This window comes from Natrinema sp. H-ect4 (assembly GCF_041894845.1).
Taxonomy (GTDB): domain Archaea; phylum Halobacteriota; class Halobacteria; order Halobacteriales; family Natrialbaceae; genus Natrinema.
Map to the genome: position 1 here is coordinate 32,387 of NZ_JBHDYC010000015.1, position 23,781 is coordinate 56,167.

Consider the following 23,781-nt stretch of genomic DNA (forward strand, 5'->3'; position numbering starts at 1 on the left):
ATGGCAGCTGATAACTCGCGTTCCACGACCGACCACAGCGACCAGACCGCGACCTCGGACGAGAGCGCTCTCGGGCCGCAGTCGGATCCGCGAGCGGACGATCCCGCAGCGGATCCCCGCGCCGAGTACGACTACGTCGGCGGCGATATCGATCGCCCCGAACTCGTCTCGGCGCTCGAGGAACGCATCGACGGCGAGGTCCGCTTCGACGAGTACTCCCGACGACTCTACGCGACCGACGCGAGCGCCTACGAGGTGACGCCGGTCGGCGTCGTCCTCCCGCGTTCGACCGACGACGTCGCTGCAGTCGTCGACTACTGCGCAGATAACGGGATTCCGGTCCTCCCGCGCGGCGGCGGCACCAGCCTCGCCGGACAGGCAGTCAACGAAGCCGTCGTGCTCGATCTCACGACGCACATGGACGGGCTACGCGAGCTGTCGGCCGACGATCGCCACGCGACGGTGCAGGCGGGGACCGTCCTCGCGGACCTGAACGGCGCGCTCGAGCCACACGACCTGAAGTTCGCGCCCGATCCGGCGGCCGGAAACCGCAGCACGATCGGCGGCGCGATCGGCAACAACTCCACCGGCGCACACTCGCTACAGTACGGCAAGACCGACGCTTACGTGGAGGACGTCGAAGTCGTCCTCGCCGACGGCTCCGTCGAGTGCTTCGGCGAGGTGACAGTGGCCGAACTCCGCGAGCGGGCCGATCCGGAGGGAGAGCTGCTCGAGCGGATCTACGACGCATTGCGCCGGGTCGTCGACGAGGAAGCCGCGGCGATCAGCGAGGTCTTCCCGCAACTCAAGCGGAACGTCTCCGGCTACAACCTCGACCGACTCGTTGCGGAAGCCTACGGCGACCCGGAGGCGTTCGACGAAAACACGGACGAGACGGTTGCAATCGACGGCGAACCCGACCCCAACGCGACGGTCAACCTCGCCCGCGTCTTCGCCGGGAGCGAGGGAACGCTCGGCGTGGTGACGGAGGCGACCGTCTCGCTCGAGCCGGTCCCCGAGACGACGGGCGTCGTCCTGTTGACCTACGAGGATCTGCTCGAGGCGATGGCCGACGTCGACACCATCGTCCGGCACTTCGACCCCGCGGCGATCGAGGCGATCGACGACGTGTTGCTCGAGCTCGCCCGGAATACCGAGGAGTTTGCCGACGTCGCGGCGAACCTTCCCGAGGGAACCGAGACGGCGCTGCTCGTCGAGTTCTACGCCGAGAGCGAGGACGACGCTCGCGAGAAAGTGGCGGCGATGCTCGCGGATCGATTGCCCGACTCGAGCGCGCCGGAATCCGACGGCGGCGCGACTGCAACTGAGTCGACTCCCGATTCGGACCCCGTCCGCGCGTTCGACGCCCTCGAGGCCTACGCGCCCGACGACCGCGCCGAACTCTGGAAGCTCCGCAAGAGCGCGGCACCGATCCTGCTCTCCCGAACCTCGGACGCCAAGCACATCTCCTTCATCGAGGATACGGCCGTCCCGACCGAGAACCTCGCGGACTACGTGGCTGACTTTCAGGACGTGCTCGAGGAACAGGACACGTTCGCGAGCTTCTACGCCCACGCGGGACCGGGCTGCATGCACATGCGGCCGCTGGTCGACACCAAGAGCCCGGCGGGGCTGAACCAGTTCGAGGCGATTTCCGACGCCGTGACCGATCTTGTCGTCGAGTACGGTGGCTCGGTCTCGGGCGAGCACGGCGACGGCCGCGCCCGAACCCAGTGGAACCGCAAACTCTACGGCGAGGACGTCTGGTCGCTCTTCCGCGACGTGAAGACCGCGTTCGACCCCGACTGGCTCCTGAATCCCGGCACCGTCTGTGGCGACCACGACATGACCGAACACCTGCGGTTCTCGCCGGAGTACGAGTTCGATGCGGGCTTCGAGCCCGCCCTCGAGTGGGCAAACGACAACGGCATGCAGGGGATGGTCGAACTCTGTCACGGCTGCGGTGGCTGTCGCGGCTCGCAGGAGACGACCGGCGGCGTCATGTGCCCGACGTATCGCGCGGCCGAGGAAGAGAGCCTGAGCACCCGCGGCCGGGCGAACATGCTCCGCGGGGCAATGAACGGCGAACTCGACGCCGAGTCGACCGATCCGGAGTTTCTGGCCGAAGTAATGGATCTCTGCATCGGCTGCAAGGGCTGTGCGCGGGACTGCCCGAGCGAGGTCGACATGGCGAAACTCAAAGCGGAAGTCGAGCACGCGAACCATCAGGAAAACGGCTCGAGCCTCCGCGACAAGCTGTTCGCGAACGTCGACCGGCTGAACGCCGTCGGCTCCGCGCTCGCCCCGCTCTCGAACTGGGCCGCGTCGCTGCCCGGTGCCGGGACGATCGCCGAAAAGACGGTCGGCATCGCCCGCGAGCGCGACCTCCCGACCTTCGCCGGCGAGAGCTTCGAGGACTGGTTCGAGGCGCGAGGCGAGGAAATCGCCTCGGACAAGCGAGCGGCGAAGCCGCGAGCAGCGCGAGGCGGCTCTCGGATTCCGCTCGAGGAAGCCACCCGGAAAGTCCTGCTCTTCCCCGACACGTACACGAACTACAACCACCCGCGAGCGGGGAAGGCGGCCGTGCAGGTGCTCGAGACGGCGGGGATTCACGTCGAAATCCCCGATGGCGTCACCTCGACCGGCCGGCCGGCCCACTCGAAGGGGTTCCTCGACCGCTCGCGCGAGCGCGCCCGAACCAACGTCGAGGCGCTGGCTCCGCGAGTCGAGGACGGCTGGGAGGTCGTCCTGGTCGAGCCCTCGGACGCGGTGATGCTCCAGTCGGACTACCTCGACCTCCTCTCCGGACGCGACGCCGAGCGGGTCGCGGCGAACACCTACGGCGTCATGGAGTATCTCGATCGGTTCGACCTGGCGGCCGGACTCCCGACCGCCGAACTCGACGAACGGCTGACCTATCACGGCCACTGTCACCAGAAAGCGACGAAGAAGGACGGTCACGCGGCCGCGGTCCTTCGGACGGTCGGCTACGAGGTCGACGCGCTTGATTCGGGCTGCTGTGGGATGGCGGGCTCCTTCGGCTACGAGGCCGAGCACTACTCGCTGAGCCGATCGATCGGGCAGATCCTCTTCGATCAGGTCGACGACAGCGAGGGCGAGACCGTCGTCGCGCCGGGCGCGTCCTGTCGGACGCAGCTCTCGGAGTACGATGGCTGTGACGATCCGCCCCATCCGATCGAGAGCGTCGCGGCCAGCCTCTCGCGGTAACGCGCTGTCACGCCCTCGAGCAGGGTGCAGTTACTCTTTGTCCGTCGAGCGGGGCGCAGTTACTCGTCGTCCATCTACCGGCATGCGGTCACTCGTTGCTCGTCGACCGCTCGTCGTCCGTCGACCGCTCGCCGTTCGTCGACCGTTCGTCGGACGTGTCGAGCGGTGCTCGCGGCCGCTCCGTTTTCGGATGTTTTGACTCCCCGAACCCGCCGCTCAAGACACGTGCGAGCGTCTCTTCGACGGACTCGTCGGTTTCGGTGACCTGGTCTGGGTCGGCCTCGACCGTGAACCCCGAAGAGATGTTCGGCGCCGTCGGGATGAACAGGACGACTCGTCCGTCACTCGTGGTGTGTCCGGTCTTGAACGCCGGCATCTGGGTCCCATCCCAGCTCTCGACGCTGACCGATTCCTGCAGCGCCTGTTCCTCGCCGAACGTGGTCTCGGCGGCGACCTTCGACGCGTTGTAGAGGACGCGAAGCCCCGGAACGCGGTTCACGACGCCGTCGACGCTCCGCGAGAACACGTCGCCGACCGTCGTTCGGGTGAACGAGCCGACGACGGTCGCTATCAGGACGAACACTCCGAGCGGAACAACGACGCGAAGAAGATAGACCGCGAACTCGCGTGTCGGCTCGTGACCGATCAGGCCGCCTAACAGTTCGCTATCGAAGACGAACACTGGCACGACCCCCGCGATGATCGCGTAAACCCGATAGACGACGTACAGCGTGACGAGTATCGGACCGATAACGATCAGTCCGCTCGCAAAGACACGCTTCCACGACCTCATGTCTCTAGCGTACAACTGCTGGGACATGATACCTTCCTTTCGTTCGAACGCGGGCGATGAGGAGAGCGGCGTCGACGGCGGCCGCGTTGCGTCGCGCTCCGATCGTGACGGCCGGCCCGTCCGCTACGGCCAGAGTCCGCGCGTCTCCTTTGCCTCTGCGATCCGTGACAGCGCCACGACGTAGGCTGCGTCCCGCCACGTCAGTCCTTCGGCGTCGACCTCTGCGCGGACATCGTCCCAGGCGTCGAGCATGTGCTCCTCGAGTTCCTCGTTGACCCGTTCGAGCGTCCACTGGCGGCGGTTGATGTCTTGCAGCCACTCGAAGTAGCTCACCGTCACGCCGCCCGCGTTCGCCAGGATGTCCGGGATCACCGGGACGTCTCGCTCCTCGAGGATTGTGTCGGCGGCGAACGTCGTCGGGCCGTTCGCGCCTTCGACGACGATGTCGGCCGAGATCGCGTCGGCGTTGTCTGCCGTGATGACGTTGCCGACGGCCGCCGGGATCAGGACGTCGACATCCAACTCGAGCAGTTCGGCGTTCGAGAGCCGACGGACGCTGTCACCGTCGTCGAGTTCCTTCGCGAAGCTGGTGACCGCTTCCGGCTCCTCGTCGTGCGATGGGATCGCATCGACGTCGATCCCCTCGGGATCGTAGATCGCGCCGTTGACGTCGCTCACGGCGACGACGGTCGCGCCCCAGTCCTCGAGCAGGCGCGCGGCGTTGGCACCGACACTGCCGAAGCCCTGGACGGCGACTGTCGTGTCCGAAATCTCGCGATCGTAGTACTGGATGGCTTCTCGTGCGGCGATCGCCGTCGAGCGGCCGGGGGCCTCCTCGCGGCCGTAGGAGCCGCCGATGACCGGCGGCTTGCCGGTGACGACGCCGGGGATCGTCTCGCCCTGTTGCATCGAGTAGGCGTCCATGAACCAGGCCATCGTCTGGGCGTCGGTGCCCATGTCCGGCGCGGGAACGTCCTTCGTCGGCCCGACGGCGTCGCGCAGTTCCTCGGCGAACCGGCGGGTGAGCCGTTCCGTCTCGTCGTCGGTCAACGATTTCGGGTCGACGGCGATGCCGCCCTTCCCGCCGCCGAAGGGGAGGTCCATCACCGCGCACTTCCAGGTCATCCACATCGAGAGCCCGGTACACTCCTCCGCGCTGACCTCGGGATGGTAGCGCAGACCGCCCTTGTAGGGCCCGCGAACGTCGTCGTGCTGGGCTCGGTAGCCGGTGAAGACCTCGACGTTGCCGTCCTCGCGCTCGAGGGGCACCGAAACCTGCTGAACCCGCGTCGGGTGTTTCAGCCGCTCGACGACGCCGGGATCGACGTCGACGTGTGTCGCGGCTCGCTCGAGTTGCCTGCGGGCGGTGATTAATGCCGAGTCGAGGTCGTCGTCCGATACAGTCTCGTCCGCGGATGGTGTCGTGCTCATGAGTATCTGTTTGCAGTGGTGGGAAGTCGTGGCGGCCGGCGGCGTCAGGCCGTGAACAGTCGTCGCGGGAAGTCGGCCAAGGTTTCGGCGCCGTTACTCGTGACGTGGAACGTCTCGCTGATCTCCATGCCGATCTCGTCGGTCCAGATCCCGGGGATCATATGGAACGTCATGTCCTCCTCGAGGATAGTCTCGTCGCCCGGTCGAATGCTCGCGGTGTGCTCGCCCCAGTCCGGCGGGTAGCCCAGTCCCATCGAGTAGCCGATTCGGTCTTCCTTCTCGAGGCCGTACTGCGCGATGGTGTCGCGCCACGCTTTCTCGACCGACTCGCAGGTGACGCCGGGTTCGGCGGCGTCGAGCGCGGCCTCGAGCCCCTCGACGACGATGTCGGCGGTTTCCTGGAGTTCGTCGGGCGGGTCGCCGACGAACGTGGTGCGGGCCAGCGGGGAGTGATACCGGTGGCGACAGCCCGAGAGTTCGATGATGACCGGGTCGCCGTCCTCGAACTCGCGATCGGTCCAGGTCAGGTGGGGCGTCCCGGTGTGATCGCCCGACGGCATCAGCGGGACGATCGAGGGGTAGTCGCCGCCGTACTCCTCGGTCCCGGTGATCAGTTGCTCGTAGATCGCGGCCGCAGCCTCGTACTCCGGGACCCCTTCCTCGATGACGTCGAGTCCGACCTGCATCGCGTTCTCGGAGATTCGCGCGGCCTCGCGCATGTACTCGAGTTCTTGCTCGGACTTTTTGATCCGGACCCAGCCGACTAGCAGCGTCGCGTCCTCGAACTCCGCTTCGGGGAGGTTCTCCTGCAGGCGCGTGTAGGATTTCGCGGTGAAGTAGGCGGCGTCCATCTCGAGGCCGATTCGGCCGTCTGCGACCTCGAGTTCCTCGAGGACGCCCGCGACGTAGTCCATCGGGTGGAGGTCGTGGGGCGAGTGGACGTGATCGTCGCTGTACGCGCGGATGCTCTCCTCGCCGAGATGGGTCGTTGCGCGCGCGCCCCCGCCGTCCATATCCCGGCCGATCCAGACGGGTTCGTCGCGATCGGGGGTGACCACCACTGCCTGATGGACGTAGAACGACCAGCCGTCGTACCCCGTCAGGTAGTTCATGTTCGCCGGATCGGCGACAACGATCGCGTCGAGGTCTTCCTCGCGCACCCGCTCTTTGGTCCGAGCGACCCGGCGCTCGTACTCGGCCTCGTCGAAGATATGCTCTCGTGGCATGATAACAGGGCTTCTACGAGGAGCATCAATCAGGAGAACTAAAAGCTTTTCGTGTACAGAAGATACAGATACTGTTTACAATGCTGTTTTGATGCGATTGTGACCGATCGGTACGCGTCGAGCGCCATCTGGGACCGTTCGACTCGAGTCCCACCGAATCGTTTCCGCCAAACCACCGCCGGTTAAGACACGTCGGTTCGTCCCGGCGGATATGGCAATCCTCGAGACAATCGTGATCGCGTTCTGGGCGATGTTGCCCGCCTACGTCCCCAACAACGCCGCGGTGCTGGCCGGCGGCGGCCGGCCGATCGACGGCGGCCGGACGTGGGGCGACAAGCGCGTACTGGGCGACGGGAAGACCTGGCGCGGGACGGCGATGGGCATTCTCGCGGGTCTCGCGCTCGCCGCCGTGCTCACCCTCGTCAAGCCGGCCGTCAGCGACGCGCTCGGCTTCGCAGTTCCCGAGTTCACGCCGCTCGCGGCGCTCGGACTCGCCGGCGGCGCGATGCTCGGGGACATCCTCGCGTCGTTCCTCAAACGCCGAAGCGGCCGCCAGCGCGGCGCGATGTTTCCGGGTCTCGATCAACTGGATTTCGTCGTCGTCTCCCTCCCGCTGGTCGCCCTGCTCGATTTCGAGTGGTTCAGCGAGTGGTTCACGCTCGAGGTCATCCTCGTCGTCGTGGTGCTCACGCCGATCCTCCACGTGACGACAAACATGATCGCGTACAAACTGGGGCTGAAGAACGAGCCCTGGTAGTCGCCACGAACGGCTCGGAGAACGCACGCGATCCCGTCTGTTTCTCTCGAACGCGTTCCGACAGTATCCGATCAGCGAGGAACGGCGATCGTTCGACTTTCTGTCCGTCGATTCACGCTCGTCTCGTAGTTGTCGAGTTTGGTACTGACCAGGGTTTCCTCGAGGAGTTTCTCGAACCCCCTTCGGAACAGTGAATTTAGAGACATGTATGAAAAATCATAAAACGGTTCTATCGGTGACTCGAGGCGTGAATAGCTATATATCGGTTCGTGACGACACCTCTACAGAGCCACATGGTAGCTGTTAGCAAACTACAAGGGATGTACGAGGAGATGGTGACAGCGCGTCACTACGAAGAGCGCCTTCAGGAGGAGTATCTCGAGGGGAAACAGCCCGCGTTCGACATCTCCGCCGGGCCGATTCCCGGCGAGTTGCACCTCGCCGCGGGTCACGAGGCGTCCGGCGCGGGCGTCTGCCAGCACTTGCGGGACGACGACACGGTCACGGCTCCCCACCGACCCCACCACATCGCCATCGCGAAGGGCGTCGACTTGGAGCGGATGACCGCCGAGATCTTCGGCCGCGAGACCGGCCTCAGCAAGGGGAAAGGCGGCCACATGCATCTCTTCGATCCCGACGTCAACTTCGCGTGCAGCGGGATCATCGCCGAGGGTTGTCCGCCAGCGGTCGGCGCCGGACTGGCCGCGAAGAAGCGCAACACCGACAGCGTCGCCGTCGCGTTCCTCGGCGAGGGCGCGATCGATCAGGGCGCGTTCCTCGAGTCGCTGAACCTGGCGAGCGTTCAAAACCTCCCCGTCGTCTTCGTAATCGAGGACAACGACTGGGCCATCAGCATGCCAAAAGAGCGCGTCACCGACGTCGAGAACGGTGCACAGCGCGCTGGCGGGTTCGACCTCCCTGGCGCTCGCGTCGACGTCGACGACGCCGTCGCGATCTACGAGGCCGCCGGGAAGGCTATCGGCCGCGCCCGCGACGGAAACGGACCGACGCTGCTCGAGGTCCAGGTTCACCGACGCATGGGTCACTTCATGGGCGACGCGGAGGGGTACCGTCCCGACGAGGACAAGGCGGCGGCCGAGCAGCGGGACTCGATCGAGCGACTGGCGAGCGAGCTTCGGGCCCACGACGTATCCGACGAGACGATCGACGACCTTCGCTCGAGCGCCCGCGAGCGCGTCGAGGAGGCGATCGAGTGGGCGAAAGACCAGCCCGAACCCGAGCCGGACGCGGCCTACGAGGACGTGTTCGTGAACCCGCCGTCGGGCGCGACCGAGAGCGAACCGTCCGCCGCGGAGACCGGAGGTGACGACTGATGGCGCAAGAGGAACCGGAACGACGAGGACGGCAGACGGATCGATCGCTCACGATGAGCCGGGCGATGGTCGAGGCGATCGCCCACGAGATGCGCGACGACGACGAGGTCTTCTACATGGGCGAGGACGTCGCGGACTACGGCGGGATCTTCGACAGCACCGAGGGCCTGCTCGAGGAGTTCGGCCGCGACCGCATCATGGACGTCCCCATCAGCGAGACGGCCTACATCGGCGCCGCCGTCGGGGCGGCGCAGGCGGGAATGCGGCCGATTGCGGAGCTCATGTTCGTCGACTTCTTCGGCGTCGGCATGGATCAGATCTACAACCAGCTGGCCAAGAACACCTACATGAGCGGCGGGAACGTGAACGTCCCGATGGTGCTGACCGCCGCCGTCGGGGGAACGTATAACGACGCCGCCCAGCACTCCCAGACCCTGTACGGAACCTTCGCGCACCTCCCGGGAATGAAAGTCATCGTGCCGTCGACCGCCTACGACGCGAAGGGGCTGATGCACAACGCCATCCGCGACGACGATCCGGTCGTCTACCTGTTCCACAAGCGGCTGATGGGGATCGGCTGGCTCCCCGCACCGGACGGCCCGAAGACCGGTGTTCCCGAAGACGAGTACACGATTCCCTTCGGCAGCGCCGACGTCAAACGCGAGGGAGCTGACGTGACCGTCGTCACGCTCGGACTACACGTCCACCGTGCGCTCGAGGCCGCCGAATCGCTCGCCGACGACGGGATCGACGTCGAGGTAGTCGACCTCCGAACGCTCGTTCCCCTCGACACCGAGACCGTCCGTGAATCAGTGGCCAAGACCGGCCATCTGGTCGTCGTCGACGAGGACTACCAGTCCTACGGCGTCACCGGTGAGATCATCGCGCGCGTGGCCGAAGGCGGCCTCGACGACCTCGAGGCCGTCGAGCGGGTCGCCGTTCCCGACGTCCCGATCCCGTACGCGCGGTCGATGGAGGACGAGGTCGTTCCCGACGCGGACGACATTACGAACGCGATTCGAACCGTTCGATCGAACGAATGAGCGCGAACGACGAGCGCGTCGCCGTCGATACGGCCGACGTCTGGCCCGACGATGCGGACGAAGACGAGGGAGTCGTCGTCAATTGGTTCCTCAGCGACGGGAGTCGCGTCGAGGAAGGCGACGCCCTCTGTGAATACCAGGTCGAAAAGGTGAGCGTCGACGTCCCCGCACCGGTGACGGGCACGCTCGACGAGATCGTCCTCGAGGAAGACGACGAGTTCGAGCGGGGCGACGTCCTCGCCTGGATTCGCCCGGAGTAGCGGCGTCCGGCCCCTCGAACGCGCACACGGAATACCCTCTCACATCTATGCCACCCACCGATACGGAGTCCGACCGGAGCGAGGAACAGTCGTCCGAGACCGACGGCGGATCGGGTCGTACCGTCCGCGAAGCGCGATCGCTCTCTCGAACGCGACGGACGATCGCGAACCGCCTACAGGAGAGCTATCGGAACGCGGTCCACGTGACCGCGAGTCGAGATGTCGACGCGGAGGCGCTGGTGCGAGCGACCGAGACCGCCGACGCGCAACTCGAGAGAGACGTTTCGGTCATCGATCTCGTGCTCTGTGCGGTCTCGGCGACCCTCGAGGAACACCCCGCGTTCAACGCGACGTTCGAAGACGAAACGCATCGGCTCTACGAGGAGCACAACGTCGGCATCGCAGTCGATACCGAAGCGGGGCTCGTGGCTCCCGTGCTCCGCGATATCGGGTCGAAACCCCTCGACGAGATCGCAGCCGAACGGCGGCGGGTCACGGAGTCCGTCCAGTCGGGCGAGCATTCGATGAGCGACCTCCGCGGCGGTACGTTTACCGTCACGAACCTCGGCGTGCTCGGTATCGACTCGTTCACGCCGATCATCAATCCGCCCGAGATCGCGATTCTCGGCGTGAATCGGATCCGGGAACGCCCGCAGCGAGGCGACGACGGCATCGAGTTCCGGAACCGGATGAACGTCGATCTGAGCTTCGACCATCGAATCGTCGACGGTGCCGACGCGGCCCGATTTCTGGCGACCCTCGCCGACCGGCTCACGGCGGCAGAGCAGTTCGTCCCTGACGGCTAACTCGTCGATCGATCGCTGTGTGCCGGTACCGGTCCGATCGTTCCTCTACTGAACGGGTCCGCTGCTGAACACAGTCTCGAGCGATATCGCTACTCACTCGAGCGCCGCGTCCATGTCCGCGACTGCGTCCTCGTGGGCTTCGTGCGCTCGATCCAGATCGATCGGATCCGAGATCATGCTGAAGAAGCCGTGGATCATGTCGTCGTAGTTGTGGTACTCGACGGGGACGCCGGCGTCCGCGAGTCGGTCGGCGTAGTTCGCACCGATGTCGCGCAGCGGATCGAAGCCGGCGGTGATGATCGTCGCCGGCGGGAGTTCCGAGAGGTCGTTCGCGCGCAACGGCAGCGCGTAGACGTTTCCGAGGTCGATATCGGTTTCGTAGAGGTGGCCGCGGAACCACTCCATGTCGTCTTCCGTGAGGAAGTAGCCCTCCTTGTTCTCCTCGTAGGCCTCGGTCACGGTCGCGTCGCCGACGCTGGGGTAGAGCAACAGCTGATACGCGATCTCGGGGCCGCCCCGGTCTCGAGCGAGCAGCGACAGTCCCGACGCGAGGCCGCCACCGGCGCTGTCGCCACCCACGACGATCTTGTCGGGATCCGCGTTCAGTTCGTCGGCTTCCGCAGCCGCCCACTCGAGGGCGGCGTAACAGTCCTGTAATCCCTCGGGGAAGGGGTGGTCCGGCGCGAGCCCGTAGTCGACGCTGACGACGGGATAGCCGGTGTCGTCGGCCAGCTTTCGACAGACACCGTCGTGGGTGTCGATGCTGCCGACGACCCATCCACCCCCGTGAAAGTACAGGAGCAGCGGCCGGTCCTCGCCCTCGGTCCCGGGGTCGTAGCTCCGCACCGCGAGGTCGCCGTGTGGCCCGTCGATGGTGTGGTCCTCGACGGATGCGAGTTCGATGTCGGGCTCCTCGACGACGCGCATCTCCTCGAACATCCGTCGGGCCTCCTCGGGCGTGATCTCGCTGAACTCCGGGGTGTCGAGCGATTCGTAGAGTTCGAGAAACCCCTGCACGTCCGGATGCGGCTCGGCTGCACTGGATGGTGTCATCAGGGAACACACGCGCTGGCAGCTATAAAAATGTATATGTACTGGCACTCTCCGCTCGTTCCCTCCCAGTCCCGTTCCACACCGCTTATTTCGGTTCGGCGCGCTCTCTCGAGCAATGACGAATCAGGACCTCATCGACGCCCTTCGCGCGGCCGAGGCCGTCCAGTTCGGCGAGTTCGAGCTCTCCCACGGCGGCACCAGCGAGTATTACGTCGACAAATACCTCTTCGAGACCGATCCGGACTGCCTCGAGCTGGTCGCCGAGGCCTTCGCGGACCGCGTGTCGGCCGACGACAAACTCGGCGGCGTCGCGCTCGGTGGGGTGCCCCTCGCCGCCGCGACGAGCGTCGCGGCCGGCGTCCCCTACGTCATCGCGCGCAAACAGCGCAAGGAGTACGGCACCGGCAACCTGATCGAGGGACGACTCGCCGAGGGCGAGGAGGTCGTCATCGTCGAGGACATCGTGACCACGGGCACGAGCGTCGTCGAGGCCGTCGAGGCGCTCCGCGAGGCGGGCGCGACCGTCGAGCGCGCGCTGGTCGTCGTCGACCGCGAGGAGGGCGGCCGCGAGAACATCGCGGACGCCAGCGTCGAGATGGAAGCGCTGGTGACCGCGAGCGAGCTACTCGCCGACCGCGACTGACCGACCGGCGTCCCGGCGGCGAGCGGAACGGCCGTTCACTGCCCGTAGGATTCGAACTGCTCGAGCACCGTCTCCAACTGCTCGTCCGACAGCGTCTGGGGCTCGAGTCCGGCCGCTCGGGTCTCGAGGTAGAGTCGAGCGAGGCTCTCGACGTGGTGGGTGTTCTCGAGGGCGGTCTCGACGTCCGACGCGGTGACGACGAGGCCGTGGTTCTCGACGAACGTCGCCGTCGCGTCGGCCTCGTCCATCGCGCGGACGATACGTTCGGCCAGTTCGTCGGTGCCGTACGGCGCGTACTCGGCGACCGGGACGCGCTTGCCGACCGCGACGATCATATAGTGAATCGGCGGCAGCGGCTCGTGTGCGACGGCCATCGCGGTCGACCACGGCGAGTGGGTGTGGACGATCGCGCCGACGTCTTCGCGCCGGTAGATCGCGGCGTGCATCGGGACCTCGCTGCTCGGGGCCATCTCGCCGCCGCGCCGGTCGCCGTCGACGCCGACGACCGGGACGTCGTCGACGTCGAAACTGTCGTAGGGGACGCCGGTGGGCGTGACCGCGAAGGCGTCGCCGTCGGCACCGTCGCGGACGCTCAGATTCCCCGTCCGGCCGGGCGTCAGCGCGGCGAGTTCCGTCGCGTGCTCGACCACCGCTCGCCGCTGGGACTCGAGGATCACAGTATCACCTCCGGTAGCGCCGCGAACGAATCTATCCTGTGATCCGGCCGGCGATTCCCCTCGAGCGCCTCGCCGTCGCGGTCGCCGTCGGGGTCGAACAGCACCGTCTCCAGTCCGACGGCGTTCCCGCCCGCGATGTCCGCCTCGATATCGTCGCCCACCATCACCGCCTCCGACGGCCGCCGCTCGAGTCGCGACAGGGACAGCGTGAACATGACCGACCCCGGCTTCTCCCGGCCGGTCTCTTCGGAGGTGAGCAACAGGTCGATGGAGGACTCGAGTCCCAGCGCGGCGAGCTTCTCGAGTTGGACGCGCGTCGTGAGATTCGTGACGACGGCGACGTCGATCCCGTTTTCGCGCAGCGTCTCGAGGGTTCGCTCGACCCCGGGATAGAGCGCCATTTCGTCGATATACGCCCCCCAGTAGGCCTCACCGAGCGCGAGCGCGTCCGCCGGTCTCGGGCGACCGACGCGGCGCTCGAGGGCGCGTTTGAAGTAGAGGACGCGCTCGTGGGAGGCCGCCGTCCCGGGGAACTCGCGCTTCGTCGCGCGGCGTCCCATCTGGTAGAACGCTTCGAACGACTCGCGGTCGAACTCGTAGCCGCGGTCCCGTGCGGTCGCTCGAGCGGCGTCCTTTCCCGCCTCGTTACACGGCGAGTAGGGATAGAACGTATCGTCGAAGTCGAAGAGAACGGCGTTGACGCTCATACCGGCCTATCGACGGGACGCGAAAAACGAGTACCGGTCCCGAGAGCGATGCGGCGATGAGGGGGCGCGAAGGCGATTCCACGGCCGAATCGGATCGGCAGACGTCCGGACTGGCACGTTCAGCGGGAACTGGTCGCCGCGGTTCTGTTACTCTGTTAATCAAAACGACGTGGGTTCGTGAAAACATCATATTTTTAAGATAACGCCGGCTCTAAACGGAACTCGAGGGGATACTTGATGATCGACGATGACGAGATGTTCGAGGCGTTGGCGGACGTTCGCCGGCGTGAGCTATTAGTCGAGTTACTGGACCGAGATCGGCTCCGCATCTCCAAACTGACTGGCATTTCTCGACAGATCGCCGAAGCAGACGGGGGATTGCTCCGCACGTATCTCTCCGGATCCGGCGAGAACGTGGACGCGGACGTGGAACTGCTCCGGAAGCACCACGTTCACCTGCCGAAACTGGCTTCGGACGGCTTTATCGAGTGGGATCGGGACGATCACGTCGTCACGCGAGGCCAGCGATTCGAGGACATGAGGCCGCTTCTCGAACTGATAGACGAGCATCGGAACGAGCGTCCGATACCGGAACGGAACCGGATACGTCTCTCCGTCGATGACCGGTGACCGCACACTCCGAGTTGCGTTCTCGTTCGCTCGCCCGCTTCGCCTCCGTTGGAATTCGATTGCGTACTGACAGTCTGCGGTCGAGTGCGGTAGTTCGCCGCCGACTCCCATTCGAGCGACGGCAACCACATCGCCGTCCAAGCCCCATCACAACGCTTTTATTCCGTTCGAGAGTAGCCGTAGCCACGATGGTAGGTGTCCGCTTTACAGGGGCGTTTGCCCGTTTCTAATTCCCACCTACCGCGTATTGTGTCGGCCACGGCCGACCATGTGCGGGACGGCGCGGACACGCCACCGGGATTTTCACCACATCCACAGTCATGTCAGAATCAGATTCACAGCGGCAGATAGCGGTCGTACTACCCGACGGATCGGAACTCGAGGTCGCCGAAGACGCGACGGTCGAGGACTGCGCCTACGAGATCGGCCCCGGACTCGGCAGCGACACGGTCGCCGGCAAACTCGACGGCGAACTCGTCGCCAAGGAGCAACCGGTCTACGACGGCGCCGAACTCGAGATCGTCACGGACCAATCCGAGGAGTACCTGCAGGTCATGCGCCACTCCGCCTCGCACTGTCTCGCCCAGGCCGTCGAACGCCACTACGACGACGTCGACCTCGCCATCGGCCCGCCGACGGACGAGGGCTTCTACTACGACTTCGACAACCTCGATATCGACGAGGAAGATCTCGCCGACCTCGAGGACGAAATGGAAGAGATCATCGCCGAGGACTTCGAGATCGAGCGTGAGGTCGTCTCGATCGAGGAGGCCGAGGAACGACTGGCCGACGAGTCCTACAAGCTCGAACTCCTCGCTGAGTTCGCCGAGGAGGGAGACACGGTCACGTTTTACAGGCAGGGCGAGTGGGAGGACCTCTGTGCCGGCCCACACGTCGAGTCGACGGGCGAGATCGGTGCCGTCGAACTGCTCGAGATCGCGGGCGCCTACTGGCGCGGCGACGAGGAGAACACGATGCAGACGCGCATCTACGGCACCGCCTTCGAGGACGAGAGCGACCTCGAAGACTTCCTCAATCGCAAGCAAGAAGCCGAGAAGCGCGATCACCGCCGGATCGGAAACGAAATGGATCTCTTCTCGATTCAGGACGTGACGGGGCCCGGCCTGCCGCTCTATCATCCCGCCGGGAAGACCGTGCTCAAGGAACTCGAGGGATTCGTCGAGGATCTCAACGAAGACGCAGGCTACGATTACGTTGAGACGCCCCACGTCTTCAAGACGGACCTCTGGCACCGCTCGGGTCACTACGAGAACTATCAGGACGACATGTTCATCTTCGACGTCGGCGACGACGAGTTCGGCCTGAAGCCGATGAACTGTCCCGGCCACGCCGCCATCTTTCAGGATCACTCCTGGAGCTACCGCGACCTGCCGATCCGCTATGCGGAAAACGGGAAGGTCTATCGCAAAGAGCAACGCGGCGAACTCTCCGGGCTCTCGCGGGTCTGGGCCTTCACGATCGACGACGGCCACCTCTTCGTCCGCCCCGAGCAGATCAAGTCGGAAGTCGAACAGATCATGGACATGATCACGGACGTACTGGATACGTTCGACCTCGAGTACGAGATGGCACTGGCCACGCGCCCCGAGAAGTCGGTCGGGAGCGACGAAATCTGGGACCGCGCCGAGGAGCAACTCGAGAGCGTCCTCGACTCTCACGGCCACGAGTACGAGATCGAGGAGGGTGACGGGGCGTTCTACGGGCCGAAGATCGACTTCGCGTTCGAGGATGCGATCGGCCGCTCGTGGGACGGCCCGACGGTCCAGTTGGACTTCAACATGCCCGAGCGCTTCGACCTGAACTACGTCGGCGAGGACAACGAGGAACACCGCCCCGTCATGATCCACCGCGCGCTGTACGGCAGCTACGAGCGGTTCTTCATGATGCTCATCGAGCACTACGAGGGTCGGTTCCCGCTCTGGCTCGCGCCCGAACAGGTCCGCGTGCTGCCCATCTCCGACGACAATCTTGGTTACGCCCACCGCGTCGCCAACGAGTTCGACGACTTCCGCGTCGAGGTCGACGGCCGCGACAGCACCCTAGAGCGGAAGATCCGCGCCGCCCACGACGATCGAGTGCCCTATCAGATCATCGTCGGCGACAACGAGGAAGACGACGGTAATATCTCGGTCCGGGACCGCTTCGAGGACCAGGAGTACGATGTTGCGATCGAGGCGTTCCAGAGCCATCTCGAGGACGAAATCGAGGAACAGCGGACCGAACCGGACTTCCTGCAGTAACGACCACTACCCCGTTTTTCGGTTTTTGTCTCCCAGTGTGGTACCACAGTAGCCGCTCGTTCTGAAGCATCGGCGGTTCGTTCGGCCCTCTCGGTCGCTCGTTCGGAATCACTCGAGTGAGACACTCCCCGCCTGAGTACGAACCACATTCGTGCTGATTTCACGAGTGGAATTCGATCGTAATACCCATAGTTGCGGAATCGTGCATATCCGTATGAACAGAGCCGAGAAGGCAGCCCTCCAGTTGCGGGCCGTCGACGTGTTGCGGATGTTGAAGGAGACGCGGACCTACGACGAACTCGCCGAGACGACGGGGCTGCCTGCGGGCGATCTCAACCGATACGTCAACGGGCACGTCCTTCCCGGTACCGATCGCGCGCGCGAGGTCGTCGACGAGCTCGGCCGGGAGGCGTTAGCCGAGGAGCTCGACGCGCGCATCCGCGTCGACGACGAGGGATACGTGGACAATTCGGCGACCGTCTTCGATCAGCCCTTCCTCGATCTGGCCGCCCCGGTCGTGGCCAACGGTTTCGACTTCGAGCGACCCGACGTCGTCCTCACCGCCGCGACCGACGGGATCACGCTCGCGGCCGCGCTCGCGAGCTACTACGGCGTCCGGTGTGCCTACGCGAAAAAGCAAAAGGAGACCGCCGTCGAGGAGTTCATCGAGGCCCGCCAGCGACTCCAGTCCGGAATCGAACTCACCTACTATCTGCCCGCCTCCGCGATCGATCCGGGCGAATCGGTACTGGTCGTCGACGACCTCATTCGCTCGGGCGAGACTCAGGAACTCCTCTTGGACATCGCCCACACCGCCGAGGCCGAGGTCGCCGGCGTCTTCGCGCTCATCGCTGCCGGCGAGGACGGCATTCGGCGCGCCCGCGAACGCACCGACGCCCCGATCGGCTCGCTCGTCAGCGTCTGATACGGACTGCTGTCCATCGTGTTCAGTTCAGTCGTTGGACGGCCGCAGTCGGAAGCCGCAGTCGGACGGCCGCAGTTGCGCCAGGAACCCGGTACGGCAATCCGCCCGACCGGGTGCCCGAGTGACTCGAGTTTCGATCCCCGACGTGACGATCGGACGGCGATCATCCTCGAGACCGAACGGACGGCTCGTCGATCGATTCGTTCGTCAACAGCTGCCGAGTAATCGCCCGAGGGGAACCGTGCGAACGGTTAGCACATTATTAATCATTAGGTTTATAGTGGTGCCGCCAGTTAGTGGAGGTACGCACATGACGAAGACAGTTATCCTCGGCGTGATCGGGTCCGACGCACACGTCGTCGGGATTACCATCCTGGAACAGGCGCTGGAGGCAGCCGGATTTGACGTTGTCAACCTGGGCGTGCAGAGCTCCCAGGAGGAGTTCGTCGAAGCCGCGTCCGCCAACGACGCCGAGGCTGTACTCGTCTCATCGCTCTACGGCCACGCCAAACAGGACTGCGAGGGCTTCCACCAGCGAATTGCCGAATCCGACATCGATGTCACGACCTACATCGGCGGCAATCTCGCCGTCGGACAGGACGACTTCGACGAGACGCGGTCGTTCTTCCGGAAGATGGGCTTCGATCGGGTCTTTGACTCCGAAACCGACCCCGAGGAGGCCATCGAGGCCCTGAAGGCCGATCTGGACATGCGCTCGACCGAATCCGAACAGGAAGGCCAGACCGTCTCGGTCTAATCGGCCCCGTCTCTTATCGTTCCGTTTCACGTCACACTACTTGACCAGCAGTTGCTGCGCCCGCTACGCCGTATATTCGCTGTCAGTGTTTGCAGTACGGACTCCGACGGCGACGAACGATCACCGAACGATCGTCACTGGCACCGGCGACCGGCGGGCGACCGTCTCCGCGACGCTGCCGAGGAGGATTCGACTCGCGCCCGTCCGGCCGTGGCTGCCGACGACGATGTGGTCGATGTCGTGTTCGGCGGCGTAATCCACGATCGATCGCGAAACGCCCCCGAGGATGTGCTCCGTCTCGAGTTCGACGCCGTGTTCGGCCGCCTGTTCGCGCGCCGTCTCGAGGATGTTTTCGGCTCGCTCCTCGTGGTGGCCCTGTACCTCGTCGTAGTTCGCCATCGCGGTCCCTTCGATGCCGCTGACCGCGTAGAAATCGCCCGGATCGAGGACGTAGAGCGCGGTGATCGTTGCCTCCGGATACTCCGTACAGGCGAACTCGAGCGCTTCAGTAGACTGATTCGAGTCGTCGACCGCCACGAGAACGTGTTGTGCCATACGAGATGGTACGCGCGCTGATGGAATAAGTCCACCTCTGGACCCGGCGAGTTGGGAATCGGATACTCCGACGGAGCGAGTACGCATTCGATTGCCGTCCAAATTCGATCCCCGTTACCCGTTCGATGGGTGCCCCAACGGACTCGTCGACCCGGCCCTCCTGATCGAGCACCTGGACGCGATCGATCGAGAACGCGGCGACCTGAGAACACGGCATATTGCTGGCACGACAGTGGGTCACGTAGTGCCCGTCTCGACCATCGCGTGGCCGGCGCTCGGCGATGCTGTCGGGGTCGGCGAACTGGTGACTGTGCGATCGCGCTCGAGTCGAAGCGCAGAAAAATCGACGTGAAATCGGCTGCGATGACTGTCCGCGTTACTTCGCGCGGCCTTTGCCGCCGTTGTTGGACGGGCGGACCTTCTCTGCGCCTTTACCGCGGTTGTTGAGGCCTCGGTTCGATTTGCCGGCGTTGGTGAGTCCGCGGAACGCGCGGTTCGTGTGGTCGTCGTCGCAGATCCAGTTGAGATCGTCGTCGTTCTCGATCGCGGGGTGGTTCGGATCCACGAGGATCATCTCGAACCACTTCTGCGAGCCGTCTTCCCCGACCCAGTAACTGTTGAGTACGCGCAGGTTGGGATATTTCCGGGAGACGCGCTCTTCACCGATGCGCTGGATGTTCTTGCGCCGCCCGATGCGGTTGACACCCTGGCGCTTCGAGCGCCGACCGGCCTTATGTCGCTGTTTCCGGGCGGTCCCTTTGCGGACCGAGACCCGGGTCACGATGATGCCCTGTTTCGCCTTGTAGCCGAGTTCGCGCGCCTTGTCGAGTCGCGTCGGGCGATCGATCCGTTCGATCGCGCCCTGATCGCGCCACTCCTGCTTGCGCTGCCACTGCAGTTCCCCGAGCTTGCCGTCGTCGGGGTCCTTCCATGCGTCCTTGATGTGGGAATAGAAGCTTTTTGCCATTGTATTCACCCGCGGGCGTTGCGTGGTTCAATCCTGACCGGGGCGCGCGCCCCGCGGATCACATCCCGACCTGTGACGTGACGTCGTACAGGTGCCCGCTGATGCCCGCGCGAACCAGCGAGTCTACCGAACCTACCCAACTCTCGAGTATAAGGGCTTCGAACTCCGATCCGGAATGGTTCCAGCGAGACGGGCGAACGCCCGCCTATCGCGCCGACGGATTACCGCACCGGGACGCGCTCGCGAACGCCGCCGGGCGTAATCCCGTTGATCGTCGCGAAGACGACTCCAAGGACCAGCCCGTAGACGAGATGGCCGAGGCCGAACACGAGCGCGCTGACGAGTTCTCCTGTGGCTCCCGAAACGGGGAGGAACGGCAGCGGCAATGCCGCGACGCCGGCCCGTTCCATCGCCAGTGGAAACACGACGCCGCCGGCGAAGAGCCCGATGACCGCACCGAAGACGAGCCCCATGATGATGTAATCGCCGAACGAGCCGATCTGCTGCCGGACGAACGACCTCGAGGCGACGGCGGCGAACAGCAGCCCGAAAACGACGCTGATCATCAGGTGAATCGTCCAGCCGACGCCGATCGCCGTGCTGGGCTCCGTTGCGAGTCCGCCGAGTAGTTCGATCTGGTTCCCGCCCAGGTGAAGGACCAGCCCCATAGCGATACCGGCGATGAGTCCACTCGTGACGCCACCGCCCCAGATACCGATGCTGTCGATATCTTGCTTGTGAGTGCCACTCATATGTTGGGCTACGGAGCTGATCCTGATCAAGGTCTCCATTCATCGGGTTTCGAGACACACACTGGAAGTGACCGGCTGCCAGGAACCGAGAGCGGACTTCTTACACGGATGCACACGGAAGCGGTTCCGTCTGATCGTCCTGTCTTCCGTGTGAGTGTCGCGTAAACCGCCGCCGCGGACGAACGTGTAGTCGGGCGTCTCTCATAGCGATAGTGCCGCTAATTATAGTAGCCACTGCAAGTCAATGCACACCTGATCGCACGACAGCTGTGCGATCAGTGTGTAACTAGTTGCAGTTGTTACTATTTACCCAAAACCGATCCGACAGTACAGCTCTCTATATCTTGTTTTGGACTGATAAAGCGGTTGGGGCGCCGATATTCGGGGTTTGTGTAGTAGCCACTATATACGGGCTGGTGCGTATTTCTCACGTGTCTTTCGTCAGCCGCTGCTACTGGAGCGCGTTCGTCACGATCGAAGATCAGAACGTCGTCCGGGCGTGAAGCAGCTGGACGCTGACCCGGGGAAGTCGCCTTCGCCTGTTCGGCCTCGGAATCGCTGCAGTCGTCACAGTGTACACCATCGCGACTACCGCCCGCGCGTCCGACCAGCTTCGCGGTCTCGAGCACCCCGCTAATCCGGAGCCACGACCGGGGTCCGCCGGGATGGCAGCCTGAGACGGTACTCGAGCGTTTCGAACGCCCGCTGCTCGAACGGGCGAGTATCACCCGTTTCCGGATTTCATATAGCGATATGAAATTTATTGGCCCGAATGGAGAGCCGAATTCCGTCGATTCACGCTGCGCGACCGATTTCGAAACGCTGCTCGAAGCCGTCGGGTGGGCGAGCCGTGTACTGATTGGGGCGGAGAGCGCTTTTCGCGGCGATCGTCCACTCACTGTCGTTTCCGGCGGTATCCGTCCGATACCCCGACTCCGACACCCCGTAGACGGAGTCGAGACGCACGGCTCCGGTATCGGGGGGAATCAGCTCGAACCGCCACTTGCAGAAAATCAGGGGTCTCAGACGAATTCGGCGACTGTCTCGAACGAGTCGTCGTCGATTGCTTCGGCGAGTTCGTCGCTCTCGAGTTCGTCGGGGACGTGCTGGGGGTACTTGCGCCGGAAGTAACCGACGATGTTGGTCAGATCGCGCCGGAGGAACTCGTCGGCGTTCTCGTGGTCCGTCGGAACTGCCTGGGGCCAGTCGAAGACCGTCACGCCCTCTTCGTTGACGAAGACGTTGTACTCGCTCATGTCGGCGTGGACATACCCCTTCGCGTACGCGCGCGAGACCTCAGAGAGCAGGAGATCGAGGACGCCCAGGACTTGCTCGTCCTCGAGTCGGGTCTGGGAAAGCTCGACGCCGTCCATCTTCTCCATCACGATGGCGTGGCGGTTCTGGCCGATCGGCTGTGGCACCGCGACATCGGGATAGAGTTCCTCGAGGATGCCGTGTTCGCGCTCGGCGGCCTTTCGGGCGGTGTACATCCAGGAGACGTGGTCGTTCTCCGATGTGTAATCGCGCTCCTTGTGGACCTTCCGGAAGTTCGTATAGCCCTCGCGGTGATACTTCAGCGCCAGTGGCTTGTACGACTTGACCTCGTAGACGTCGCTCTCCTTGCCGACGCCCAGCGGCGAGCCGAACTCGGAAATGATGTCCTGTTCGACGAGCGCTCGCAGGGCCAGGGTATCGTAGCCCTCGAACTGGAGGGTGTACCCCTCGTACTGGATCGTCTTCTTCTCGATCAGTCCGCGCTCGAGACAGCGCCCGAGTCGATACTCGACTTCCTCCTCGCTCAGATCGGAGAACTTCGGGAGCTTCTCCCGCTGGACCCACTCGGAGAACCGCATCCCCTGTTCGACCCCCGAGAGGAGATAGAAGTCCTCCGCCTCGAGTTCCGGGAGTAACCCGGCGACGTTGCGCACCATACGGGTGGATAGCCGCCGGGTACGTAAAAACGGCGTGACGAGCGCCCGAGTGCGTCACAGTCGGCGAGGGAGTCGTGTCCATCGCTCTCGTCGGCTGGGCTACTGACACGCCATCATACTATAAATCATATACCGGTATACCAAATCAGCCACCTACCGTCCTCCTTCCTCCGGATGGCAGTCCGTTCACTGTGCGTGTTCGTGTCGGATTTCAGCGTGCTCTCGACGAACGGGCGTCGGTTTGACGGGTATCGCTGTTCGCGGATGAATCGTTACTTCCGTTTTTCTCGCTCTCGAGCGAGTTCGACGGCCGTCTCGGTGTGACCGTGCCACGGCTCGCCATGGCCCGGCAGGATAAGGACCTCGCCGATCGACTCGAGTCGGGACAGCGACTCATACGCGCGGTCGTGATCCGGGTTGAACCAGTCGGCGAGCAGTTGCGGCCGGTGGCCGCGACCGGCGACGAAATCGGTCGTGACGAGTTCATCGCCGCAGAAGAGGGCCTCCTGCTCCGGGAAGTGGTACGCGACGTGTCCCTCGCTGTGACCGGGGGTGTGAACGACTCGCGGCGAACCCGGCACGTCGAGCGTCTCGCCGTCCACGACCGTCCGAAACGTCGTCAGTGGCGGGACAGAGAGGCCACCCGAGCGCACGAATTCGACCGCGTATCGGGCGAGTTCCGGCCGCCAGAGGCGAACGAGTCCCTCGGTGAGGGGCACCTCGGCGTCGCCTCGAGCGTGTGCGACGTCGGCTTCGTGGACCCACACCGGGACCCCGGCTTCCCTGTGGAGTCGCTCGGCGAACCCCGCGTGATCGGGATGGGCGTGCGTCAGTATGCAGGCGTCGACGTCCGCCACGCCGTAGCCCATCGTCTCGAGTTGACTGTCGAACTGTTCCCAGTGTGCCGGAAAGCCGGTATCGACGACCGTGATGCCGTCGGCCGTCTCCAGGAGGTACCAGTTCACTCGCTTGCTTCCGCACCGGTAGACGCCGTCCGCAACGCGTTCCGAGATCATCGCCATCGATACGCTGACCGAATTCACGG

The 23,781-nt window shown here is 64.5% G+C and carries 22 protein-coding genes; 11 read left to right on the forward strand and 11 right to left on the reverse strand.

Annotation, left to right across the window (positions count from 1 at the left end):
• Positions 1-3,228 carry an FAD-binding and (Fe-S)-binding domain-containing protein gene (locus ACEWFR_RS17755; protein ID WP_374062306.1) on the forward strand — a complete coding sequence of 1,076 codons (3,228 nt, stop codon included), beginning with the start codon at positions 1-3 and terminating at the stop codon, positions 3,226-3,228.
• 88 nt (positions 3,229-3,316) lie between these two features.
• Here ACEWFR_RS17755 and ACEWFR_RS17760 read toward each other — a convergent pair whose 3' ends face one another.
• The 3 genes from ACEWFR_RS17760 to ACEWFR_RS17770 all read right to left on the reverse strand — a co-directional run bounded on the left by ACEWFR_RS17760 (position 3,317) and on the right by ACEWFR_RS17770 (position 6,678).
• Complete coding sequence (locus tag ACEWFR_RS17760) at positions 3,317-4,021, reverse strand: DUF502 domain-containing protein (protein ID WP_374062307.1); 705 nt, start codon at positions 4,019-4,021, stop codon at positions 3,317-3,319.
• A 123-nt stretch (positions 4,022-4,144) separates the two neighbouring features.
• Positions 4,145-5,452, reverse strand: a complete 1,308-nt coding sequence (gdhB, locus tag ACEWFR_RS17765) for a glutamate dehydrogenase GdhB (RefSeq protein ID WP_374062308.1) — start codon at positions 5,450-5,452, stop codon at positions 4,145-4,147.
• Between the two features lie 44 nt (positions 5,453-5,496).
• A complete protein-coding gene (locus tag ACEWFR_RS17770) occupies positions 5,497-6,678 on the reverse strand; it encodes a M24 family metallopeptidase (RefSeq protein WP_374062309.1) in 1,182 nt (393 codons plus the stop codon).
• Positions 6,679-6,889: 211 nt separating this feature from the next.
• On the opposite strand from ACEWFR_RS17770, the gene ACEWFR_RS17775 reads away from it, so the two are divergent.
• The 5 genes from ACEWFR_RS17775 (at position 6,890) to ACEWFR_RS17795 (ending at position 10,878) form a co-directional block, all read left to right on the forward strand.
• Positions 6,890-7,435 (forward strand): CDP-2,3-bis-(O-geranylgeranyl)-sn-glycerol synthase, encoded by a 546-nt coding sequence (locus ACEWFR_RS17775; protein WP_374062310.1) that lies wholly within the window; start codon positions 6,890-6,892, stop codon positions 7,433-7,435.
• Between the two features lie 320 nt (positions 7,436-7,755).
• Positions 7,756-8,769, forward strand: coding sequence for a thiamine pyrophosphate-dependent dehydrogenase E1 component subunit alpha (locus ACEWFR_RS17780; RefSeq protein WP_374062380.1), 1,014 nt, complete (start codon positions 7,756-7,758; stop codon positions 8,767-8,769).
• Positions 8,769-9,812, forward strand: coding sequence for an alpha-ketoacid dehydrogenase subunit beta (locus ACEWFR_RS17785; protein ID WP_374062311.1), 1,044 nt, complete (start codon positions 8,769-8,771; stop codon positions 9,810-9,812). Before ACEWFR_RS17780 ends, ACEWFR_RS17785 begins: the two co-directional genes overlap by 1 nt.
• Positions 9,809-10,072, forward strand: a complete 264-nt coding sequence (locus ACEWFR_RS17790) for a lipoyl domain-containing protein (RefSeq protein ID WP_374062312.1) — start codon at positions 9,809-9,811, stop codon at positions 10,070-10,072. Before ACEWFR_RS17785 ends, ACEWFR_RS17790 begins: the two co-directional genes overlap by 4 nt.
• Positions 10,073-10,119: 47 nt before the next feature.
• A complete protein-coding gene (locus tag ACEWFR_RS17795; protein ID WP_374062313.1) occupies positions 10,120-10,878 on the forward strand; it encodes a 2-oxo acid dehydrogenase subunit E2 in 759 nt (252 codons plus the stop codon).
• A 93-nt stretch (positions 10,879-10,971) separates the two neighbouring features.
• Here the strand turns inward: ACEWFR_RS17795 and ACEWFR_RS17800 are convergent, their stop codons facing one another.
• Positions 10,972-11,931 carry an alpha/beta hydrolase gene (locus ACEWFR_RS17800; RefSeq protein WP_374062314.1) on the reverse strand — a complete coding sequence of 320 codons (960 nt, stop codon included), beginning with the start codon at positions 11,929-11,931 and terminating at the stop codon, positions 10,972-10,974.
• Positions 11,932-12,046: 115 nt separating this feature from the next.
• Here ACEWFR_RS17800 and pyrE point away from each other — a divergent pair, with 115 nt between their 5' ends.
• Positions 12,047-12,574, forward strand: a complete 528-nt coding sequence (gene pyrE / locus ACEWFR_RS17805; protein ID WP_374062315.1) for an orotate phosphoribosyltransferase — start codon at positions 12,047-12,049, stop codon at positions 12,572-12,574.
• 35 nt (positions 12,575-12,609) lie between these two features.
• On the opposite strand, the gene ACEWFR_RS17810 is transcribed toward pyrE, so the two are convergent.
• Together ACEWFR_RS17810 and ACEWFR_RS17815 are read right to left on the reverse strand one after the other, a co-directional pair.
• Positions 12,610-13,251 carry a class II aldolase/adducin family protein gene (locus ACEWFR_RS17810; protein ID WP_374062316.1) on the reverse strand — a complete coding sequence of 214 codons (642 nt, stop codon included), beginning with the start codon at positions 13,249-13,251 and terminating at the stop codon, positions 12,610-12,612.
• Complete coding sequence (locus ACEWFR_RS17815) at positions 13,248-13,958, reverse strand: HAD family hydrolase (protein WP_374062317.1); 711 nt, start codon at positions 13,956-13,958, stop codon at positions 13,248-13,250. The genes ACEWFR_RS17810 and ACEWFR_RS17815 overlap by 4 nt, the downstream gene beginning before the upstream one ends.
• Before the next feature lie 237 nt (positions 13,959-14,195).
• On the opposite strand from ACEWFR_RS17815, the gene ACEWFR_RS17820 reads away from it, so the two are divergent.
• From ACEWFR_RS17820 to glmS, 4 genes are all read left to right on the forward strand, one after another.
• Positions 14,196-14,588: a hypothetical protein gene (locus tag ACEWFR_RS17820; protein ID WP_374062318.1), complete on the forward strand. Its 393-nt coding sequence runs from the start codon at positions 14,196-14,198 to the stop codon at positions 14,586-14,588.
• Positions 14,589-14,908: 320 nt separating this feature from the next.
• Positions 14,909-16,849 carry a threonine--tRNA ligase gene (thrS, locus tag ACEWFR_RS17825; protein ID WP_374062319.1) on the forward strand — a complete coding sequence of 647 codons (1,941 nt, stop codon included), beginning with the start codon at positions 14,909-14,911 and terminating at the stop codon, positions 16,847-16,849.
• A 214-nt stretch (positions 16,850-17,063) separates the two neighbouring features.
• Complete coding sequence (locus ACEWFR_RS17830) at positions 17,064-17,774, forward strand: phosphoribosyltransferase family protein (RefSeq protein WP_374062320.1); 711 nt, start codon at positions 17,064-17,066, stop codon at positions 17,772-17,774.
• A 310-nt stretch (positions 17,775-18,084) separates the two neighbouring features.
• Entirely contained in the window at positions 18,085-18,531 is a 447-nt protein-coding gene (gene glmS, locus ACEWFR_RS17835; RefSeq protein ID WP_374062321.1) for a methylaspartate mutase subunit S, read from the forward strand.
• A gap of 120 nt (positions 18,532-18,651) precedes the next feature.
• On the opposite strand, the gene ACEWFR_RS17840 is transcribed toward glmS, so the two are convergent.
• The 5 genes from ACEWFR_RS17840 to ACEWFR_RS17860 all read right to left on the reverse strand — a co-directional run bounded on the left by ACEWFR_RS17840 (position 18,652) and on the right by ACEWFR_RS17860 (position 23,758).
• Complete coding sequence (locus tag ACEWFR_RS17840) at positions 18,652-19,086, reverse strand: universal stress protein (RefSeq protein ID WP_374062322.1); 435 nt, start codon at positions 19,084-19,086, stop codon at positions 18,652-18,654.
• A 376-nt stretch (positions 19,087-19,462) separates the two neighbouring features.
• The gene (locus ACEWFR_RS17845; protein WP_098725738.1) at positions 19,463-20,053 is read right to left on the reverse strand and encodes a 50S ribosomal protein L15e; all 591 of its coding nucleotides are present in this window, start codon (positions 20,051-20,053) and stop codon (positions 19,463-19,465) included.
• Positions 20,054-20,274: 221 nt separating this feature from the next.
• Positions 20,275-20,805: a hypothetical protein gene (locus tag ACEWFR_RS17850; RefSeq protein ID WP_374062323.1), complete on the reverse strand. Its 531-nt coding sequence runs from the start codon at positions 20,803-20,805 to the stop codon at positions 20,275-20,277.
• A gap of 1,022 nt (positions 20,806-21,827) precedes the next feature.
• Complete coding sequence (locus ACEWFR_RS17855) at positions 21,828-22,736, reverse strand: serine/threonine-protein kinase RIO2 (RefSeq protein WP_374062324.1); 909 nt, start codon at positions 22,734-22,736, stop codon at positions 21,828-21,830.
• A gap of 272 nt (positions 22,737-23,008) precedes the next feature.
• Complete coding sequence (locus ACEWFR_RS17860) at positions 23,009-23,758, reverse strand: MBL fold metallo-hydrolase (protein ID WP_374062325.1); 750 nt, start codon at positions 23,756-23,758, stop codon at positions 23,009-23,011.
• Positions 23,759-23,781 lie beyond the last annotated feature (23 nt).